This window comes from Sphingomonas sp. CARO-RG-8B-R24-01, from assembly GCF_022662295.1.
In the GTDB taxonomy this organism is placed as follows: Bacteria; Pseudomonadota; Alphaproteobacteria; order Sphingomonadales; family Sphingomonadaceae; genus Sphingomonas.
Window position 1 is genome coordinate 157,864 of the sequence record NZ_JAKNQI010000006.1, and the last position, 17,459, is coordinate 175,322.

The 17,459-nt window shown below is 68.9% G+C and carries 17 protein-coding genes; 2 read left to right on the forward strand and 15 right to left on the reverse strand.

Going from position 1 to position 17,459, the window contains the following annotated elements:
- Positions 1 to 172: 172 nt before the first annotated feature.
- The 11 genes from L8G49_RS13120 to L8G49_RS13170 all read right to left on the reverse strand — a co-directional run bounded on the left by L8G49_RS13120 (position 173) and on the right by L8G49_RS13170 (position 11,333).
- On the reverse strand, positions 173 to 1,432 hold the full coding sequence (locus L8G49_RS13120) for a DUF3422 domain-containing protein (RefSeq protein WP_242186275.1): 1,260 nt from the start codon (positions 1,430 to 1,432) through the stop codon (positions 173 to 175).
- 60 nt (positions 1,433 to 1,492) lie between these two features.
- Positions 1,493 to 2,590, reverse strand: a complete 1,098-nt coding sequence (gene pufC, locus L8G49_RS13125) for a photosynthetic reaction center cytochrome PufC (protein WP_242186276.1) — start codon at positions 2,588 to 2,590, stop codon at positions 1,493 to 1,495.
- Positions 2,587 to 3,561: a photosynthetic reaction center subunit M gene (gene pufM / locus L8G49_RS13130; RefSeq protein ID WP_242186277.1), complete on the reverse strand. Its 975-nt coding sequence runs from the start codon at positions 3,559 to 3,561 to the stop codon at positions 2,587 to 2,589. The genes pufC and pufM overlap by 4 nt, the downstream gene beginning before the upstream one ends.
- Positions 3,562 to 3,574: 13 nt before the next feature.
- On the reverse strand, positions 3,575 to 4,414 hold the full coding sequence (gene pufL, locus L8G49_RS13135) for a photosynthetic reaction center subunit L (RefSeq protein WP_242186278.1): 840 nt from the start codon (positions 4,412 to 4,414) through the stop codon (positions 3,575 to 3,577).
- Positions 4,415 to 4,531: 117 nt separating this feature from the next.
- Complete coding sequence (gene pufA, locus L8G49_RS13140) at positions 4,532 to 4,714, reverse strand: light-harvesting antenna LH1, alpha subunit (protein WP_242138599.1); 183 nt, start codon at positions 4,712 to 4,714, stop codon at positions 4,532 to 4,534.
- Positions 4,715 to 4,744: 30 nt separating this feature from the next.
- Entirely contained in the window at positions 4,745 to 4,906 is a 162-nt protein-coding gene (gene pufB, locus L8G49_RS13145; protein ID WP_242138598.1) for a light-harvesting antenna LH1, beta subunit, read from the reverse strand.
- A 124-nt stretch (positions 4,907 to 5,030) separates the two neighbouring features.
- Positions 5,031 to 6,476, reverse strand: coding sequence for a chlorophyllide a reductase subunit Z (bchZ, locus tag L8G49_RS13150; RefSeq protein WP_242186279.1), 1,446 nt, complete (start codon positions 6,474 to 6,476; stop codon positions 5,031 to 5,033).
- Between the two features lie 133 nt (positions 6,477 to 6,609).
- Entirely contained in the window at positions 6,610 to 8,202 is a 1,593-nt protein-coding gene (gene bchY / locus L8G49_RS13155; protein ID WP_277923264.1) for a chlorophyllide a reductase subunit Y, read from the reverse strand.
- Positions 8,192 to 9,175 (reverse strand): chlorophyllide a reductase iron protein subunit X, encoded by a 984-nt coding sequence (locus L8G49_RS13160; protein ID WP_242186280.1) that lies wholly within the window; start codon positions 9,173 to 9,175, stop codon positions 8,192 to 8,194. Before L8G49_RS13160 ends, bchY begins: the two co-directional genes overlap by 11 nt.
- Complete coding sequence (gene bchC / locus L8G49_RS13165) at positions 9,172 to 10,098, reverse strand: chlorophyll synthesis pathway protein BchC (protein ID WP_242138594.1); 927 nt, start codon at positions 10,096 to 10,098, stop codon at positions 9,172 to 9,174. The genes L8G49_RS13160 and bchC overlap by 4 nt, the downstream gene beginning before the upstream one ends.
- Positions 10,099 to 10,169: 71 nt before the next feature.
- Positions 10,170 to 11,333, reverse strand: coding sequence for an acetylserotonin O-methyltransferase (locus tag L8G49_RS13170; RefSeq protein WP_242186281.1), 1,164 nt, complete (start codon positions 11,331 to 11,333; stop codon positions 10,170 to 10,172).
- A 55-nt stretch (positions 11,334 to 11,388) separates the two neighbouring features.
- Between L8G49_RS13170 and crtD the strand changes: the two genes are divergently transcribed.
- The gene (crtD, locus tag L8G49_RS13175) at positions 11,389 to 12,948 is read left to right on the forward strand and encodes a 1-hydroxycarotenoid 3,4-desaturase CrtD (RefSeq protein ID WP_242186282.1); all 1,560 of its coding nucleotides are present in this window, start codon (positions 11,389 to 11,391) and stop codon (positions 12,946 to 12,948) included.
- Positions 12,849 to 13,781: a hydratase gene (locus tag L8G49_RS13180; protein WP_347272066.1), complete on the forward strand. Its 933-nt coding sequence runs from the start codon at positions 12,849 to 12,851 to the stop codon at positions 13,779 to 13,781. The genes crtD and L8G49_RS13180 overlap by 100 nt, the downstream gene beginning before the upstream one ends.
- Here the strand turns inward: L8G49_RS13180 and L8G49_RS13185 are convergent.
- Genes L8G49_RS13185 through L8G49_RS13200 form a run of 4 tightly spaced genes read right to left on the reverse strand, consistent with a single transcriptional unit; the run spans position 13,728 to position 17,453 of the window.
- On the reverse strand, positions 13,728 to 13,916 hold the full coding sequence (locus L8G49_RS13185) for a hypothetical protein (RefSeq protein ID WP_242186283.1): 189 nt from the start codon (positions 13,914 to 13,916) through the stop codon (positions 13,728 to 13,730). The genes L8G49_RS13180 and L8G49_RS13185 overlap by 54 nt on opposite strands.
- Positions 13,913 to 14,800 (reverse strand): alpha/beta fold hydrolase BchO, encoded by an 888-nt coding sequence (bchO, locus tag L8G49_RS13190; RefSeq protein WP_242186285.1) that lies wholly within the window; start codon positions 14,798 to 14,800, stop codon positions 13,913 to 13,915. The genes L8G49_RS13185 and bchO overlap by 4 nt, the downstream gene beginning before the upstream one ends.
- Complete coding sequence (locus L8G49_RS13195; protein ID WP_242186286.1) at positions 14,797 to 16,476, reverse strand: magnesium chelatase subunit D; 1,680 nt, start codon at positions 16,474 to 16,476, stop codon at positions 14,797 to 14,799. Before L8G49_RS13195 ends, bchO begins: the two co-directional genes overlap by 4 nt.
- On the reverse strand, positions 16,473 to 17,453 hold the full coding sequence (locus tag L8G49_RS13200; RefSeq protein WP_242138589.1) for an ATP-binding protein: 981 nt from the start codon (positions 17,451 to 17,453) through the stop codon (positions 16,473 to 16,475). The genes L8G49_RS13195 and L8G49_RS13200 overlap by 4 nt, the downstream gene beginning before the upstream one ends.
- Positions 17,454 to 17,459: the final 6 nt, after the last annotated feature.

Genomic DNA, 17,459 nt, shown 5'->3' on the forward strand with positions numbered 1-17,459 from the left:
TGCCACCCCCCTTCGGTTCGAGCCTAGTCGAGAACCCTGTCACCGGACGTGTGCCGGGTTTCTCGACGGCGCTCGAAACGAACGGGGGCGGCGGCTCGAAGGAGTGCTGTATCGCCGGTCTCGCGCGGAAACATGGCGGCCCCGGCCTTCGCCGGGGTGACGGGGAGGTTCGCTATTCCTCGAGCCCGCGCCGCAACCGCCGTGCGAACAGCCATGCGCCCCCGAACACCAGCGGCACCGCGGCGACCATCACCCATTCCTTCCACGCATGTGCCGGCGCGGCGAGGTATCCGATCAGCGCGACCGCATAATAACTGATCGCCACGACGGACAGCCCCTCGACCGTCTGCTGCAACCGCAATTGCAGGTGCGTGCGCGTGTTCATCGACGCCAGCAGGTCGCGATTCTGCTTGGCGAGCGCGATGTCGATCCGCGTGCGGAGCAGCTCGCTGGTCCAGGCTGCCCGCTGCGACAGGTCGGCAAGCCGCGCGGAGAAACTGTCGCAGGTCCGCACCGCCGGGGTCAGCCGCCGTTCGGTGAAATCGGCGAGCGTCTGATACCCCGGGATCCGCCCGATCCCGAGCGTCTCGAGCCGGTCGAGGCTGAGCTGTGCATAAGCGCGCGTCGCGCTCATCCGGTAGCGCGTCTCGGCGAGCAACCGCGCGAGCTCGGCGGAGAGATAGGTCAGCTCGTCGAGCAGGCTGTCGTCCTGCGAGACGCGTTCGGACACCGCCGCGGTCAGCGTCGCCAGCCGCGCCTCGAGCCGCGACACGTCCGGGGTCAGCCGTTGCGCGAGCGGCAGGCCGAGCAACGCCATGTTGCGATAATTGCCGAGTTCCTGCAGCCGCAGGACGAGTTGCGCGGGTTCGTCGCGGAGCAGCCCCTGGTCAAACAGCAGAAGGCGTCCGAAGCCATCGGGGTTGAGCCGGAAATCGGACATCACCCGCGCCTTGCCGTCGCTGACGTCGCACAGGATCAGCGCCTCGGGCACGAACAGCGTGTCGCGCGTATCTTCCGCCGGCGGATCGGTGCCGGGCGGATAGACCGCGATCTGCGTCGCGCGGATCACGTCCCCCGGCATGCCCTCGAGGATATCCGCCGCGACGGGATCGAACACGTCGGGGGAGAAGGGCTGGTCGAACGCCCCTTCGCGGATGAAGGTGTAACTCGCGAATTCGGTGTGCCGCTCGAGCACCAGTTTCATGCCGTCGAGGTCGACCACGGCATATTTGGCGGACGGCGCCAGACCGACGCCCACGCGCGCGCCGATCGCATCGAAATGCACCCCTGCGCTGGCGGCACCCTCTTCGCCCAGCACCGTCACGATCTGCATCAACCGGCACGGCGCGGCAAAGCGTGGCAGCCGCCGAACGTGCATCTCTTCCGACAATGACGCACGCAGCGGATGGCTGCGCAGACTCAGACGATCCATGCGCTGCCTCCTTCCTGGCGCCTATGCGCGCGCCAAAGCGCATCAGATAGCCTCAATCGGTCATTGCCGCCGCGTCATCGCCTGCGGGTTGGCAAGGACCGCCGGGACCGCCGCCCCCGCCGCGCCGCCCTCGGGCGGCGCGGTCGGCACCGGTGGCCCCTTGAGCGTCGGGTTGAGCGCCAGCATCGAATAGCCGCCGAGCGGCTTCGACTGGCCCTGATGACACGTCTGGCAGTTGATCTTGTACGGATCGCCGTGCGGCCCCTTGCGATAGGCGGGGAACACCGCGGTCAGCGACGTGATGTAGTGTGCATTGGCGTCGCGCACCATGCGAATGCCGTAATAGGCGGTCGCACGCTGCGGCCGGCTGAGGCTCCACGAGCGGAACGACTGGCTGTTGTGGCAATAGGTGCAATTCACGCCGAGCGCGGTGCTCATGTGCATCATCAGGCCATAGGTCTGTTCCGCCTGCTTGACCGAAACCACGTGGTCGGGCGACGGATATTCGCTGCTCGCCGCGACCCGGATCTGCGCGGTGCCGTTGAGGTAAGTCTGGAACGGGTCATAGGGCAGCGAGGCATAGCCGACCGCGGCGTTGGGGCTGTTCTGCCCATGCTTGTTGCGCACGATCGTATCGGGATCGGCGACGCCCTCGGCGATCGCCCATTTGTATGTCGGCACCGCATTGCCGCGATGGCAGGTGTAGCAGGTGACGCCGGTCGCCTTGACGTGGCTGGACCATGTGCCGTTGATCGTCCGCGTCATCTGCAACATCCGCCGCGCGACGACCTTGGTGTATTTCTCGTCCGAGGCCATGTTGTTGGGATTGTGGCAGTAATTGCACCCCTGCGCGGGCGGCGCGACCCATTGGCTCATCGCCGCCATCAGATGGTTGAACCGCTCGGTCGAGACATTGCCCAGCACGCGCACATTCTGATAGGTTTCGCGGGCACGCGGCCCGCTGTCGTCGGGGAGCGGATAGGGTGGCGGCGGGATCGCGCCGGTCTGCACGGCATCGTCGGGATCGACGACCTGCGCCATGCCCGTGCCGCGAAAGCCCGTCGCCTCGGTGTCCTTATGCCCCAGCTGGCACCCGCCAAGGCCGATGGCCGCGCCGATCAGCCCCGCAACGCCGAGGGTCCTGCCCAAGCCGCTCATCGTCCTGCTCCCGGAAGGCTGGCAGGGTCGATCACGCCGGTGCCGGGATAGGCCGGCGCATAACCATGCTGGATCGCCCAGAGATACCAGTTGTCGACGACGGTCCCGGTCAGCAGGATGCCGATCCCGCCGGTCAGCGTGGTCAGCACCGCGAACCACCAGGCCCAGCGATGGATCGATTCGTACGTCGCATTGAACCCCATGGTCCAACGCCAGAACAGCGCCGCGCGTTCGGCTGCGGTGCCGCGATCGGTAATATGCTCGATCTCGCGCTCGCCGCCGTAGCGCCCGACCGCGAGGATCGTCGCGCCGTGCATCGCGAACAGCAGGGTCGATCCGTAGAGGAACACGATCGAGAGGCAGTGGAACGGATTGTAGAACAAATTGCCGTAGCGGATCGAGAACGCCGCGGTCCAGTCGAGGTGCGGGAAGATTCCGAACGGCACCGCCTCGGCCCAGCTGCCCATCAGCATCGGGCGAAGGAAGCCCAGCACCACCATCAGCCAGATCGCGCTGAGAAACGCCCAGGAGACATGCGTCCCCATCCCTAGCGCGCGCGCGCGCCGATAGGTCCGCGCCCACCACAGCAGCACCGACGTCGTCATGCTGAACCCCGCGATCTGCCACCAGCCGCCATGCGCCAGCGGCACGAACAGCTGGAAGCCATATTCCGGCCCCGGCGGTTCGAGCGCGAGCCACGGCAATTGCCGCGCAAACTGGATCGGATCCCAGCCGACCGACGCCCACATGTTGAGCCCGACCACCTCGAACGCGAGAAAACCGAATATCAGCGACAGGATGCCGAGCCCGCCGAGATAGATCGGCCCGATCTGCGCATTGCCGATCTTGCCCATCCAGTAGGAGAAGCCGGGCGTGCCGAGCCGCGGGAATTCATACGGCCCGAGCAGCGGCCCCATCTCGGGTGCGGCGCGCAGCTGCACCTGGGTGAAGATGTTCTGATAGCGTGCCATCGTCTTTCCCCCTTCACGACCAGATCGGCAGGTTGAGCCACCAGCTCCACCATTCGGGCCAGCCGCGAGTCCACAGCGGGCCCGAAATGATGATGCAGATCGCGCTCCAGAACCCCGCACTCAGCGCGAGGAACAGCCCGAGCCGGTGGATGCCGAGCGTTCCGATCGAATAGCCGATCGTGTCGCGGAAGAAGGCGTCCTCATATTCGGGCGACTTGACCTCGCCCTGCGTCCCGTCCGGGTTCTTCGGGGGATTGACCGCCGAGAGCACCAGCCCGCCGTGCAAGGCAAGCGCGAGCGTCGTGGTGAAGAAGAAGCTCACCGCGAGCATGTGCGCGGGATTGTAATGGAAATGGAGATATTGGTAGCCGGTGTTCGACACCCAATCGAGATGGCTGAAAATCCCGTACGGAAAGCCGAAGCCCCACGCGCCGAGCAGCCACGGGCGGATCACCACCAGCGAGACATAGGCGAAGATCGCCACCCCGAATGCTACGGGCACGTGATAGCCGATCCCGAGCTTGCGACAGATCTCGACCTCGCGCAGCGCCCAGGACACGAACGCCCCGACCGCGCAGATGGTGATGATCTGCCAGAACCCACCTTCGCGGAGCGGCGCAAGCGACAGGCCATAGGACAGGTCGGGCGGCGCGATGCTGATCAGCCAGATGTTCCAGGTCGGTCCGAGCGACGCGGCATAGACGATCAGGCCGGTGCCGAGCGCCGAGAACAGGGCGGTCGTGACTCCGAAAAAGCCGACGTAAAACGGACCGACCCAGAAATCGAAAAGATCCCCGCCAAGCAGCGTGCCACCGCGCACGCGGTATTTCCGTTCGAAACTCAGCAACGCCATGACGACTCCCTCCTCCCGACGAAGGTCGCATGCGGCCTTATCGCGGGTGCACGATCTCCTGCCTTGAGGGCGACGGGGAACGGCTGTCGCGTCCCCGTCGCGCCAAGGATACGCCTGTCACTGGGCGGGCGGTGCCGCCGCCGCGCTGGCCGCGACGGGCGCATGGCGCGGGCCGTCGAGCCAATTGTACCGATCCGTGCTGAGCAGGATGAAGTGAATCAACAAGGCCAGCACGAACAGGAACGCGAACAGCGCGACGAGCGTGCGTCGCGGATCGAATATCAGCCAAATTCTCCACATGACGTGGGTCTCCTCTTCAAGGTCGGGCGATCAATGAATCCACGGCTTCCACATCCACACCAGGATGTGCGCGACGATCGCGATCGCGGTGAACAGGGCGAAGCTGGTCATGAAGATCTTGTGGAACTCCTTGGCCTCCTCGGGGGTCAGATAGGTTCCTGGCCCAAATCTTTCGTCTCTCTTGTCGCTCATTGCTCGGTCTCCATCGTGACGACCAACAGGAGCGTGGGATGCGCTCCCCGGCTACATCCGCGCGGCGTCGCGCCGTGAGGATCGGGTGTCCGCGCGGGGGCGGAAAGATCGGGCGCGCGCGGGGTCACCCGCCGCGGCTTTCGCTGATCGCATCGGCGAGCCGACGTGCGCTGACAGAGGCCTCGCCCGCACGGCGCGCGCCGCGTTCGGCGGCGTCGCGGATCCGCTTGGCGGCGGAAATCCGCACCAGCACCGGCTCCCGCTCGACCACCGCGTCGAGCGCGGTCTTGGCATCGTCGTCCCACGCGACGTCGCGCTCGATCCGCGCGGGGGTCGCCTCGACCTGGTCGAGCTGCCCGGCGAGCGGGAGGATGTGGAAAAGCGCGTCGAACAGCGCGTTGCACACTTCCTGGATCAAATAGGTCGCGCCGGCATAGCCCATGAACGGCGTGCCGGTATGCCGCCGGATCACCGCGCCGGGGAAGCTCGCGGGGATATAGACGCCACGTGCGCCGGTCTCGGCCATGTACATGCGCTCGTTAAAACTGCCGAACACGATCAGCGGCGGATTGCCGCGGATCGCATCGAGCACCGCCTGATTGTCGGGCTTGACCCCGGCCGTGCGTGCGAACGCGAAGTGGCAGGGGAGCCCCATGTCGGTCTCGAGGAAATTGCGGATGCCGCGCGCATAGGTTTCGGTCGCGACGATGCCGAAGCTCGCGGTGCCGAAGAAATCCTGCGTGACCGAGCGCCACAGGTCCCACAAAGGCTTGATCGTCGTGTGCTTCTCGCGTTCGATGAACGGTTCGGGATCGAGCCCGAGGATTTCCCCGAGCGTGCGCAGGAACAGCGTGGTGCTTTCCAGCCCGATCGGCGCCTGGAAATATGGGCGCTCGAGCATCTCGCACAGCCCGCGCCCGAATTCGCGGTAGAGGCAGACATTGGCCTGTGCGTCGGCGAGCTTGCGGACATCGGCGAGATGGCTGCCGAGCGGGAAGACCATCCCGACCTCGGCCCCGATCCCCTCGATCAGACGGCGGATCTCGGCGAGATCGGAGGGCATGTTGAAGCTGCCGTACATCGGGCCGATGATGTTGACGCGCGGGCGCTCACCGGGTTTGAGGGGACGCGGTGCGGGCACTTTCTTCGGGCCGAACTGAGTCCACAGCCACGTCAGCGCGCGGTCGCCCGACTGCCACTGGTCCTCGTCGATCGTGCGCGGCAGGAAGCGCTGGATATTGGTGCCCTCGGGCGTGACGCCGCCGCCTATCATCTCGGCGATCGAGCCCGTCACCACGACCGCGGGGAGATCCGGGTCGAGCGTCGCCCAGGCGCGCTTCATCGCGCCTTCGGTCCCGTCGCGGCCGAGTTCCTGCTCGCCGAGCCCGGTCACGACGATCGGGAGTTCGTGCGGCGGGAGCGCGTCGGTATAGTGCAGCACCGACGTGACGGGGAGGTTCTCGCAGCCGACCGGGCCGTCGATGATGACCTGCAGCCCCTTGATCGCGGTGAAGGCATAGACCGCGCCCCAGTAACCGCCGGCGCGGTCGTGATCGAGGATGAGGGTCATGGCGTGACCTCCCCCCCAAATGCTCCGTCATGCTGAACTCGTTTCAGCATCCACCGCGCAACGATGGCAGTCTGCCGGTGTTGCGCGGTGGACCCTGAAACGAGTTCAGGGTGACGGCTGAGGGAAAGGCCGCTCATGACCCCACGCTTTCTTCGGCCTTCGCCGCGGCGATGCGTTTTGCGGCGTATTTCGCCTTGAATTCGGGCCGCTCGACCGGCGTGTCTTCCCACACGCCAGCGGTCGCGCCGGTGCCCACCCCCTCGAAGAACGCGGTCATCCTGTCGAAGCGCGCCTGGTTGGCGAGGGCCGCATTCACCACCAGCGCGAGGCTCCCCGCCCCCGCCGGCCCCATCAGCGGGCGCGCCGAGATGAGATTGGTGAAATAGAGCGCCGGGATCGACTTCTGCTTGGCGTGCTGCACCACGGGCGTGGTGCCGATCGCGAGATCGGGGCCGAATGCGTCGACCGCGGCGATGTCCTGCTCGAGGCTCGCGCGATACTGGACGCGGACGCCGCGGCTGACCAGCCAGTCGCGGTCGGGTTCGGACCACGGCGTGCGCGGGCAGGCGGTGCCGACATAGGGGACGTCCGCGCCGCTCTCGATCAGTAGCCGCGCGACGAGCAGTTCGGAGCCTTCATAGCCCGACACGGTTATCCGCCCGGCGATCGGCCGCGCCGCGAGTGCGCCACGGATCGCGGGGAGGAAGCGGTTCTTCGCGGCATCGACCTTGTCCTGCGCGATCCCGCAGGCCGCGCCGATCGCGTCGAGCCACGCCGCCGTCCCCTCGGCACCGACCGGGGCAGACCCGACGACCGTGCGCCCGGCCGCCTCGAATTCGCGGACGCTCGCGGTGTAGAAGGGGTGGATCGCGGCGACCACGGCGCAATCGAGCGCCGCATACAGTTCGCGCCATTCACGTGTTGGCACGACCGGGCCGGCCGCCAAGCCCAGCGGTTCGAGCAACAGCCCGATTCCTGGCGGGTCAGCCGGGAACATCTCGCCGAGGAGAGTCACGCTCGGCCGGTCCGGCCGTTGCTTTGGCGCGGCGACGGGGCCCTGTTCGGCCTCCTTGCGCGCATAAGCGAGCATCGCACCCGCAAGGACGTCCTTCGCCTCGGCATGCGTCGGCACGCCGAAGCCGGGGACGTCGATCCCGATGATCCGCACCCCGTTGATCTGGTCGGGGAGCAATTGCAGCGGCACGCCGCTCGCGGTCGGGACGCAGAGGTTGGTGACGATGATCGTGTCGTACAGCGCGGGGTCGGCGAGTTGATGAACCGCGTCGCGAATGTCCTCGAACAATTTGCCCGTCACCAGCGTCTCGGACGAGAAGGGGACGTAGCCGACGCTGCGTTTCGCGCCGTAGAAATGCGACGTGAAGGTGAGGCCGTAGACGCAGCAGGCGGAGCCCGAGAGGACCGTGGCGGTGCGGCGCATCCGCAGGCCGACGCGGAGGGAGCCGAAGGCTGGGCACATGGATTGGGGCTGGTCGTGCGGGCCCTTGGGGTAGTCGGTGTCGTAGCGGGCGAGGATGTCGGATTTTCCGGATAATTCTGCGGCTTCTCGGAGCGTGGTGCCGTTCGAACACGTAAGCCCCTCCCCTTCAGGGGAGGGGTTGGGGGTGGGGACGTTTGAAATCACGTCGCGGACGCGGTCTGACGTCCCCACCCCAACCCCTCCCCTGAAGGGGAGGGGCTTGAGAAGATCGCGGCCCTCAGACGGCATCGTACACCACCTCGAGCGTCGGCTTCGTCACATAAGCGACCCCGCGCATGTCCGCCTGGCTCGCAGGCTTCAGCGCGTAATCCGCCCCCGTCACATCCGCCGAGAACAGCCCGAGCAACCCGTCCTGGTCGAGCGGCGTCGGCCGCAGCGGCGGAGCTTCCGCCACATTGACCGCGAGTTCCTCGAACAGGCTCGCCCATTGCCCGCCGGGCTTGCCGATGATCTGGTAATTCGCGCTTTTCTTGCGAATGTCCTCGTTCGCGGGGATCGCGGTCAGCACCGGGATGCCGACCGCCGCAGCGAACGCCTGCGCCTCGCCGGTGCCGTCGTCCTTGTTGAGGATCATCCCCGCGACGCCGACATTGCCGCCCATCTTGCGGAAATAGTCTACCGCCTTGCAGACGTTATTAGCGACATACAGCGATTGCAGGTCGTTCGAGGCGACCACGATCACCTTCTGGCACATGTCCCGCGCGATCGGCAGGCCGAAGCCGCCGCACACCACGTCGCCCAGGAAATCGAGCAGGACATAGTCGAAGCCCCATTCGTGGAACCCGAGTTTTTCGAGCGTCTCGAACCCGTGGATGATCCCGCGTCCGCCGCACCCGCGACCGACCTCGGGCCCGCCCAATTCCATCGCGAACACCCCGTCGCGCTGGAAGCAGACGTCCTCGATCCCGATCTCCTCACCCGCGAGCTTCTTGCGCGAGCTGGTCTCGATGATCGTCGGAGTCGATTTGCCGCCGAACAGCAGCGAGGTCGTGTCGCTCTTGGGGTCGCAACCGATCAGCAGCACGCGCTTGCCCTGCTGCGCCATCATGTAGCTGAGGTTCGCCAAAGCGAACGACTTGCCGCTGCCGCCCTTGCCGTAGATCGCGATGATCTGCGTTTCCTTGGTAATGGGGCCAGTCGGGACCGGGTCCGGTTCGTGCTCGGCTTCGTGCCGCAGCGGTCCGGGATCGAGCATCGTCATGCAGCCCTCCAGTCGAGCACCATCTTGCGGCACGCCGGATCGACGAAGGCCGCGGGATATGCGTCGGTCGCCGCTGCGGCGGGCCGCACATGGCTGATCAGCCGGTCGAGCCGCAACGCGCCCGAGCCCACCAGGCCGAGCGTCGCCGCGACATCGGCCGGCGTAAATTCCGCCGCGATGCGGACCCGCGCCTCGCGCTGGAAGGCCGGGGGGAAACCGAAGCTCAGCCGGTCGTAGAAGCCGGCGAGGACGATCTCGCCCCGCTTGCCGAGCCGCGCGATCGCGGTGTCCAGAATATCGGCGGCACCGCTCGCGTCGCAGATCGTCGCATAGTCGCGACGGTCATCCTCCGCCGGATCGATCACGGTATAGCCGTCCCCGTCACGGCGGTCCGGGTTGGTTTCCCATACCATCGGCGCAGGCGCGCCCGACGCGATCGCAATCCGTGCGATCAGCCGACCGAGGACACCGTGACCGATCACCAGATCCGGTGCCGCGCCCCCCGCCACGGCATGGAAAGCGGTCGCAGCCAAGGCTGTCAGGATGCCGTCCGCGCCGAGCGATTCTTCGACCGGCAGCGCGCGTGCCGAAGGCAGCACCACCCGCTGCGCCGTGCCGCCAAACAGGCCGCGCGCATCCCGGTAACAATTGGCTCCCGGTACGAAGACCCACTCGCCGATCCGCCCCCGCGCTTCGACTCCCGCATCGACGATCCGACCGACCGATTCGTAGCCCGGCACCAGCGGATACCCCATGCCCGGGAACACCGGCATGGTACCCGACCATAACAGCCGTTCGGTTCCCGAACTGATCCCGCTCCACACGATGTCGACCAGCACATCGGCAGCCCCCGGGGCGTTGAGCGCGAGCGGCCGAAGGACCAGCCGCTGGGGCGCCTCCAATACCACTGCCAGTGTTTCCACCGCGCTTCTCCCGTACGACAGCCCGATCCGGGTCTGCTTCGAGTGTAAGTCTAGTTGGACACTTTATATTGTCAATCTTTTATGTCGGCGGTCGAGCGGCGCGCCACGATGACTCGGCACGTCAGGGGCAGCGCCGATCCCAGGGTGCGGACCGCCTCGAACCCGGCGACGTGGAGCATGTCGTGGATTTCCCGCGCCGTACGGGGACGTCCAGACCCCATCGCAAGCAGATAGAGGCCGAAGTACGCGTCGCCCGCAGGTACCGCCCCGCGCGTTCCGGCCATCGGTTCCGCGATCAGCAGGCGCCCTCCGGGCGGCAGGGCCGCGTGGATCGCGCGCAACAGCGCCGACGCGGCGATATCGTCATGGTCATGCAGCACGCGGACCAGCGTGATCAGGTCATAGCCGCGCGGTAGCGGATCGACCAGAAAGTCCCCGCCATGAATCGCCGTCCGCCCGGCGAGACCGGCCGCCGCGAGCCGGGTCAGCGCCTGCGCGCCCACCGCAGGCAGGTCGAACAGCGCGAGATCGAGCCCGGGCACGCGCGCGCCGACCGACTCGAGGAAGCGCCCCTCGCCACCCCCGACGTCGAGCATCCGGCGATGACGCGAGAACCGGTAGGATCGCAGGATCTGACGCGCCACCAGCGGCTGCGACTCGGCCATCAGCCGGGAATAGGCCGATACGTCGGCCGGAGTGCCCTGCCCGGGATGTTCGGCATAGGCCCAATAATGCGCCAGTGCGCCGCCCCCGCCGTCGCGCCGCAGCAGCGCGACAGGGTCCGCCAGATCGGCATACAACAGGCGGTGATGCGCAACCATTTCGGCAATGCCCGGATTGCCCCGGAGCGCGGCGCCGGTGCTGCCCAGCATCCAGACATCCCCGATCCGCTCGACCAGACCCAGCGCCGCCCCGGCACGCAACAGGCAAAGCGCACCGTCCGGGCTTAGCCGACACGCCATCGCGACGCGGTCGATCGACGTCGGCCCGTCGGCCAACACGTCGAACAGTCCGGTCTCGAGACAGGCCGTCAGGGTCTGGGAATAAACGAACCCAGCGACCAGATCGAACGTCCTGCGCGCCCGCGCGCGCGCAACAGGCCGGGTGAGCCAGAAATCCGTCGCAAACTGCTGAAAGCGCGGGGCGGCCAGGACGCGGTTCCGCCACCCGGTCCAGCACAAACGCAACCGTTCGATATAGCCCTTTGACATGTCGTTCGATGTGGACGAAACCATATGTCCATTTATGTGGACAACGGCCCGTAAAGGTCAACGTCCCGAAAGGCGCGCGATGGCAACGCAGGACCAGGTCGTGGTGATCGGCGCCGGTATCGGCGGGCTGGCCACGGCCGCGTTGCTCGCCGCGCGCGGAATGCACGTCACGGTGGTCGAGGCGGCGCAGACCCCGGGCGGAAAGATGCGCGAGGTCATGGCGGATGACACTCCGATCGACGCCGGCCCCAGCGTGTTCACGATGCGCGCGGTGTTCGACGCCCTGTTCGAAGCGTGTGGCGCGTCGCTCGACGCGCATGTCGCGCTGACCCCCGCAACGATCCTCGCGCGGCATGCCTGGGGGGACGACCGGCTCGATCTGTTCGCCGACCCGGCGGCGAGCGAAGCCGCGATCGGGGACTTTGCCGGGGCCCGTGCGGCGGCCGGCTATCGCGCGTTCCGGACCGAGGCGCAGCGCATCTTCACGACGCTCGATCGTCCCTTCCTGCGTGCACCGCAGACCAACCCGCTCGGGCTGACGTGGCGGCTCGGCTGGCGCGGTTTCGCCGATCTCAGCCGGATCCGGCCCTATGAAACGCTGTGGCACGCGCTTGGCGAGCATTTTCAGGACCCGCGGCTTCGGCAGCTGTTCGGACGCTATGCGACCTATTGCGGGTCGTCGCCGTTCCGCTGCCCGGCGACGCTGATGCTGATCGCGCATGTCGAGGCATCGGGCGTGTGGCTGGTCGACGGCGGCATGCACCAGCTCGCACGCGCCATCGCCGCCTTGGCCACGCGCCACGGGGCGACGTTCCGCTATGGCACAGCCGTGTCCGAGATCCTGGTCGAGCGCGGACGCGCCGCCGGGGTCGCGCTGGCGACGGGCGAACGGATCGCCGCGACCGCCGTGGTGTGCAACGCCGATCCCGCAGCCCTCGCGGCCGGGGCCTTTGGCGACCGTGCGCGCCGCGCCGTTTCGCCGGTCCCGCCCGGACGACGGTCGCTTTCGGCGATGGTGTGGTGTGCACGCGGGACCGCGCAGGGCTTTCCGCTCGTCCGCCACAATGTGGTCTTTTCGCGCGATCCCGCGGCGGAATTCGCCGCGCTCGCCGCCGGCCGACTCGCGAGCGATCCCAGTGTCTACGTCTGCGCGCTGGACCGCGACGCCGCCGACGGCGCGGGCTGCACCGCGCCCGAGCGCCTGCAGATCATCGTGAACGCGCCGCCGACCGGCGATACCCCCTTCACCCAAGCGGAGACGGACCCATGTACCCAGTCGATGCACGCAACGCTGCGCCGCGCCGGCCTGACGCTCGATCTGCCGGAGCAGGCCACGGTTCTGACGACGCCATCGGACTTCGCCACGCTGTTCCCACGGACGGGTGGAGCCCTTTATGGACCGGCCTCGCACGGGTGGGCGGCCTCCTTCCGGCGCCCCGGCAGCCGGACGCGGATCCCTGGGCTCTATTGCGCGGGAGGGAGTACCCATCCGGGCGCGGGCGTGCCGATGGCGGCCTTGTCCGCCCGGCTAGCCGTCGATTGCCTGCTCAGGGACCGCGCTTCGATGGCGCGGTCGCACCCGGTGGCTATGCCTGGTGGTATGTCGACGCCTTCAGCGCGGACGGCCGCTTCGGCCTGACCATCATCGCCTTCATTGGCAGCGTCTTCTCCCCCTATTACAAGCTGTCGGGGCGGGCGCGGCCGGACAATCACTGCGCGATCAACGTATCGCTCTGCGGTCCGCGCGGCAGTGCGTGGGCGATGACCGAACGCGGCGCCGGACGGGTGCGTCGGGATGCCGACCATTTTGCGGTGGGCCCCAGCGCCCTGAGCTGGGACGGCGATACGCTGGTGATCGACATCGCCGAAATCTCCGCGCCCTTGCCCTATCCGGTGCGCGGGACGGTGCGGGTGCGGCCCGAGATGATCGGCACCACCGCCTTTGCGCTCGACCCCGACCAGCGTCATCGCTGGCACCCGGTCGCGCCGCGCGCGCGGGTCGAGGTGGAGATGGTGCATCCCGACATGCGCTGGACCGGCGATGGGTATTTCGATTCGAACTTCGGGGACGAGCCGCTCGAAACGGGGTTCGACGACTGGCATTGGGCGCGCGCGCATCTCAAGCACGACGTCGCGGTGCTGTACGAGGGCCGCCGGCGCAACGGTGCGCCGTTCGACCTGGCGCTGCGGGTCGATCGGCAGGGGCGCTGGCATGACGTCGCGCCGCCGCCGCGCGTCGCGCTGCCCCGGACGCGGTGGCTGGTCCCGCGCGCGACCCGCGCGGATGCGGGCAGCACGCCAAGGGTCGCGCGCACCTGGATCGATGCGCCTTTCTATGCGCGCTCGGCGCTCGACATGCAGCTGTTCGGGGAACCGGTGCGCGCGGTGCACGAGAGCCTGTCGCTCGGACGATTCCGCTCACCGGTCGTCCAGTCGATGCTCCCCTATCGCATGCCCCGGGCGTTCTGGTGACGGCTCCGGTCGGTCGGTCTTGTCCCGCGCGATCTCGCGGTTGATCGAGACGAGCTGCCAGACGATCAGGCCGATCGTGGGGACGCCGACACTCGCCATGTCGAGCAGCGCGAACAGGCCGGGGTGCGCGGTCATTCCGACCCCGTCACCAGATGTTCCGCAAACCGGCCGATCAGCCCGGCGATGTCCGCCGGCCGCTCCTCATGCGCGAGATGCCCGAGCCCGGGCAGCAGCTCGACCCGGCTGTCCGGCAGCAGTGCCGCCGCCTGCCGGACCGATGCGGACGGGATCGCCCTATCGGCTGCCCCGTGGATCAGCAGGGTCGGAACGGTGACCTTCGGGAGGTCCCGGGCGAATGCCTCGAGATCCCATGACGCCATCATGGTGATCGCGCCCGCGACCTGATCCGAGGTCGCAAACAGCGCCCGGTACAGCGCGACCCCGTCGGTTGCGATCCGCGATCCCGTCGCCTGGCGGAGGAACCGTTCGGCATCGCCCGGTCCCCGCGCCATCGCCGCCACCAGATGCGGCGCGAACGGATTGACGAAGAGCATCCGGGCCAAAGTCGGAAAGACTTTCGCGGCAAGGCCCGGGAACGGCATCAGCGCCGAGCTCAGGCCCACCACCCCGGCCGGACGGATCCGCCGGTCGAGCACCATCCGCAGCGCGATCGCCGCGCCCGCGGAATGGCCGACGACCAGATCCGGCGCGACGTCGAGCGCGTCGAGCAGATCACCCAGCGCGCGCGCCAGCGCGGGCATCGCCAGCCCCCCCGCCGGCCGACCCGTGGTAAAGCCATGGCCCGGCAGATCGGGCGCGACGACCGTGAAACGCTGTGCCAGCAAGGGTGCGAGATCCCGCCAGCTATGCGTCGCCGCGCCGGTGCCGTGGACCAGCAGCACGACCGGCCCCGCCCCCATGACCTGCACGTGCCAGCGGACCCGCCCGGCGTCGACGAAGCGGCTGGACGCGCGATTGGGCCAGTCCCGGCCTTCCTCGCTCCAGCGCGCACGGCTCATGCGGCCTGTGCGGCGGCGACCGCGCGGTGCATCGCCGCGGCATCCGCGCGCGGCAGCGGCAGATAGCGCGCGCCCATCGCCAAGGCGAGCCGCGCCCCCTCGGGGCGCGGGCGCGGGGCGGTGTCGACCAGCACGGCGGCGATGCCCGCCTGGCCGATCGCCCGCGCCGCCTGTTCGGCATCGCGCGCCGCCCGCTCGCGGACGGCGGTGCCGTCGACGGCGATATTGCCGCGACCGTCGGTCAGGACGACGAGGAAGGGCGTCCGACCCCGCGCCCGCGCCGCCTCGGCGAGGTCGCGCGCGGCGGCGAGCCCGGCGGCGAGCGGCGTTCCCCCGCCCCCCGGCAGGTCAGCCAACGCACGCCGCGCGCGCGTCAGCGATCGCGTGGGCGGCAGCAGGACTGTTGCCCCCGTCCCGCGAAACGCGACGAGCGCGACCTGCGCGCGCTTTACATAGGCCTGCGCCAGCAAGAGCTCGACCGCGCCCTTCGCCTCCGCCAGCCGTGCCGCAGCGGCGGAGCCGGAGGCGTCGACCGCGAAGATCGTCAGCGTCTCCGCGCGCGTTTCGAACCGCCGGATGCGCAGATCGGCACGCCGGATCCGGATCGGCCCGTCCCCGCGCGCGCGCAGGGCCTGCCACGGCGCGGCGGCGCGGATCGTATCGATCAAGCTCAGGCGCAGGCCACCGCGCGGCACCCCGGCGCGCGACCCGAGCGGGCGCCCGCGCTGCGCCGACATCCGCCGCTCGCCTGCGCCACGGGTGCGACTCGGGCTCCGCCGCCCCCCGTGGGTCGCGAGCCCGTCGAGCACGTCGCGCGGAAGCGTGGCGAGCGCCGCGGCCAGCACCACGTCTTCGGGCGGATCCGCCCTGCCCTTGTCTTCGTCGCCCGTTTCGCCCGCGTCGGGGGGCGGTGCGTCTCCTGCCGTTTCGGGTGCAGGCGGTGCCGGAAGGCGTGTCGCGCGCGGGAGCAGGACCAGGCGCACCGCCAGGACCAGGTCGCTCTCGTGGATAGCCGCGCGCCCGGCCAGCGCCGCCGAGGCTCGCGCCGCACGCAACGCAAACAAGGTCGCGCGCGCGGAATCGACACCCAGCGCCATGGCGATCTCGACAAGGATCGTCAGCGGGTCGGCGGGTTCCTCCTCCCCTTGAGCCCTTCCCTCCGCGTCCCCCGCCGCGGAAACCGCAGGGGTCGCGTCGTTCGCCGAAAGATCGGTCCAGAAGGCCAGTCGCTCCGCCAGTGCGCGGGGTGTCGCCTCCTCGTCGACGCCGTCGTCCAACGCGACCACCGCCAGGCGCACCGGCGTACCGTCCACCGCGCGGGCATCCAGCACCGACGCGATCCGCGCCGCGGTCGCCTCCGCCATTCGCTCGGCCATCGGCACGACGACCAATCCCCCGCTCGCCCCGACCAGCACGCCGTGCTGTCGCACCGGCCGCCCGAGGGCGAGCGTCGCGGCGAGATCGAGCCCGCCGAGCAACGCCGCGTCGTCCCCGTGCACCGGCAGCCGTCGCAGCGGCGCCCCTTCCGCCAGCGCAGCGTGCAGGGTCGCAACGACGGCGTCGCGCACCTCGCCTCCGCCGCCGTGCAGCACCATGCCGCCCAGTCCGACCGGATCCCAGGCGCATAAGCGTGCCGCCAGCAGCGCGTCCTCCGGCGGCGTCGGGATGCCGATCACGCCGCCGCCAAGGCGTCCAGCGCGCGTTCGATCCGCACGGTCGAGCCGGTTTCGTCGAGCACCCCCCGGCGCAACCGGTGCCGCAGCGCGAGCGGGGCAATCCGCGCGATATGGTCCGCCGTCACCATCGCAACGCCGTCCAGCGCCGCGAGCGCGCGCGCCGCGCGCATCAGCGTCAGTTCGCCCCGCAATCCGTCCGCGCCGACCGCCATGCACAGCGTCGCCGCGCGCGCCAGCATCGGCTCGGGCACCGCCACCGCGGCCACGCCCGCCCGGCCCCGCGCGATGCGCTTGAGCGTCTTTTTCTCGGCCGCCTGCCACGCCTCGGCAAAGGCCTCGGGGTTCCGCTCGAACGCATCGCAGCGCTTGAGGATCTCGACCCGGCTGGCGAGGTCCTGCGGCGTGCGAACGTCGACGGACAGGCCGAAGCGATCGAGCAATTGCGGGCGAAGCTCGCCTTCCTCGGGGTTTCCGCTGCCGACCAGCACGAACCGCGCCGGATGCCGCACCGACAGGCCTTCGCGTTCGACGACATTCTCGCCTGATGCCGCGACGTCGAGCAACAGATCGACGATATGATCCTCGAGCAGATTGACTTCGTCGATATACAGGAAGCCGCCATTCGCCCGCGCGAGCAGCCCCGGCTCGAACGCCTTAACGCCGGCCCCCAGCGCCCGCTCCAGGTCGAGCGCGCCGACCACGCGGTCTTCGGTGGCGCCGAGCGGCAGGTCGATGAAGGGCACCGGCACGCGCGCCCTGGGTTCCGGTGCCGGTGCGCCTTCGGCATGGAAGCCCGCCAGCGCGGCCGGCATCGGCGGCAGCAACGCCGCCAGCGCCCGCACCGCGGTCGATTTGCCCGTGCCGCGATCGCCGAACACCATCACCCCGCCGATTCGCGGATCAACCGCCGCGAGCAGCAGCGCCAGCTTCATATCGTCCTGGCCGACGATCGCCGAAAAAGGGAACGGCCTTCGCATGGCGTC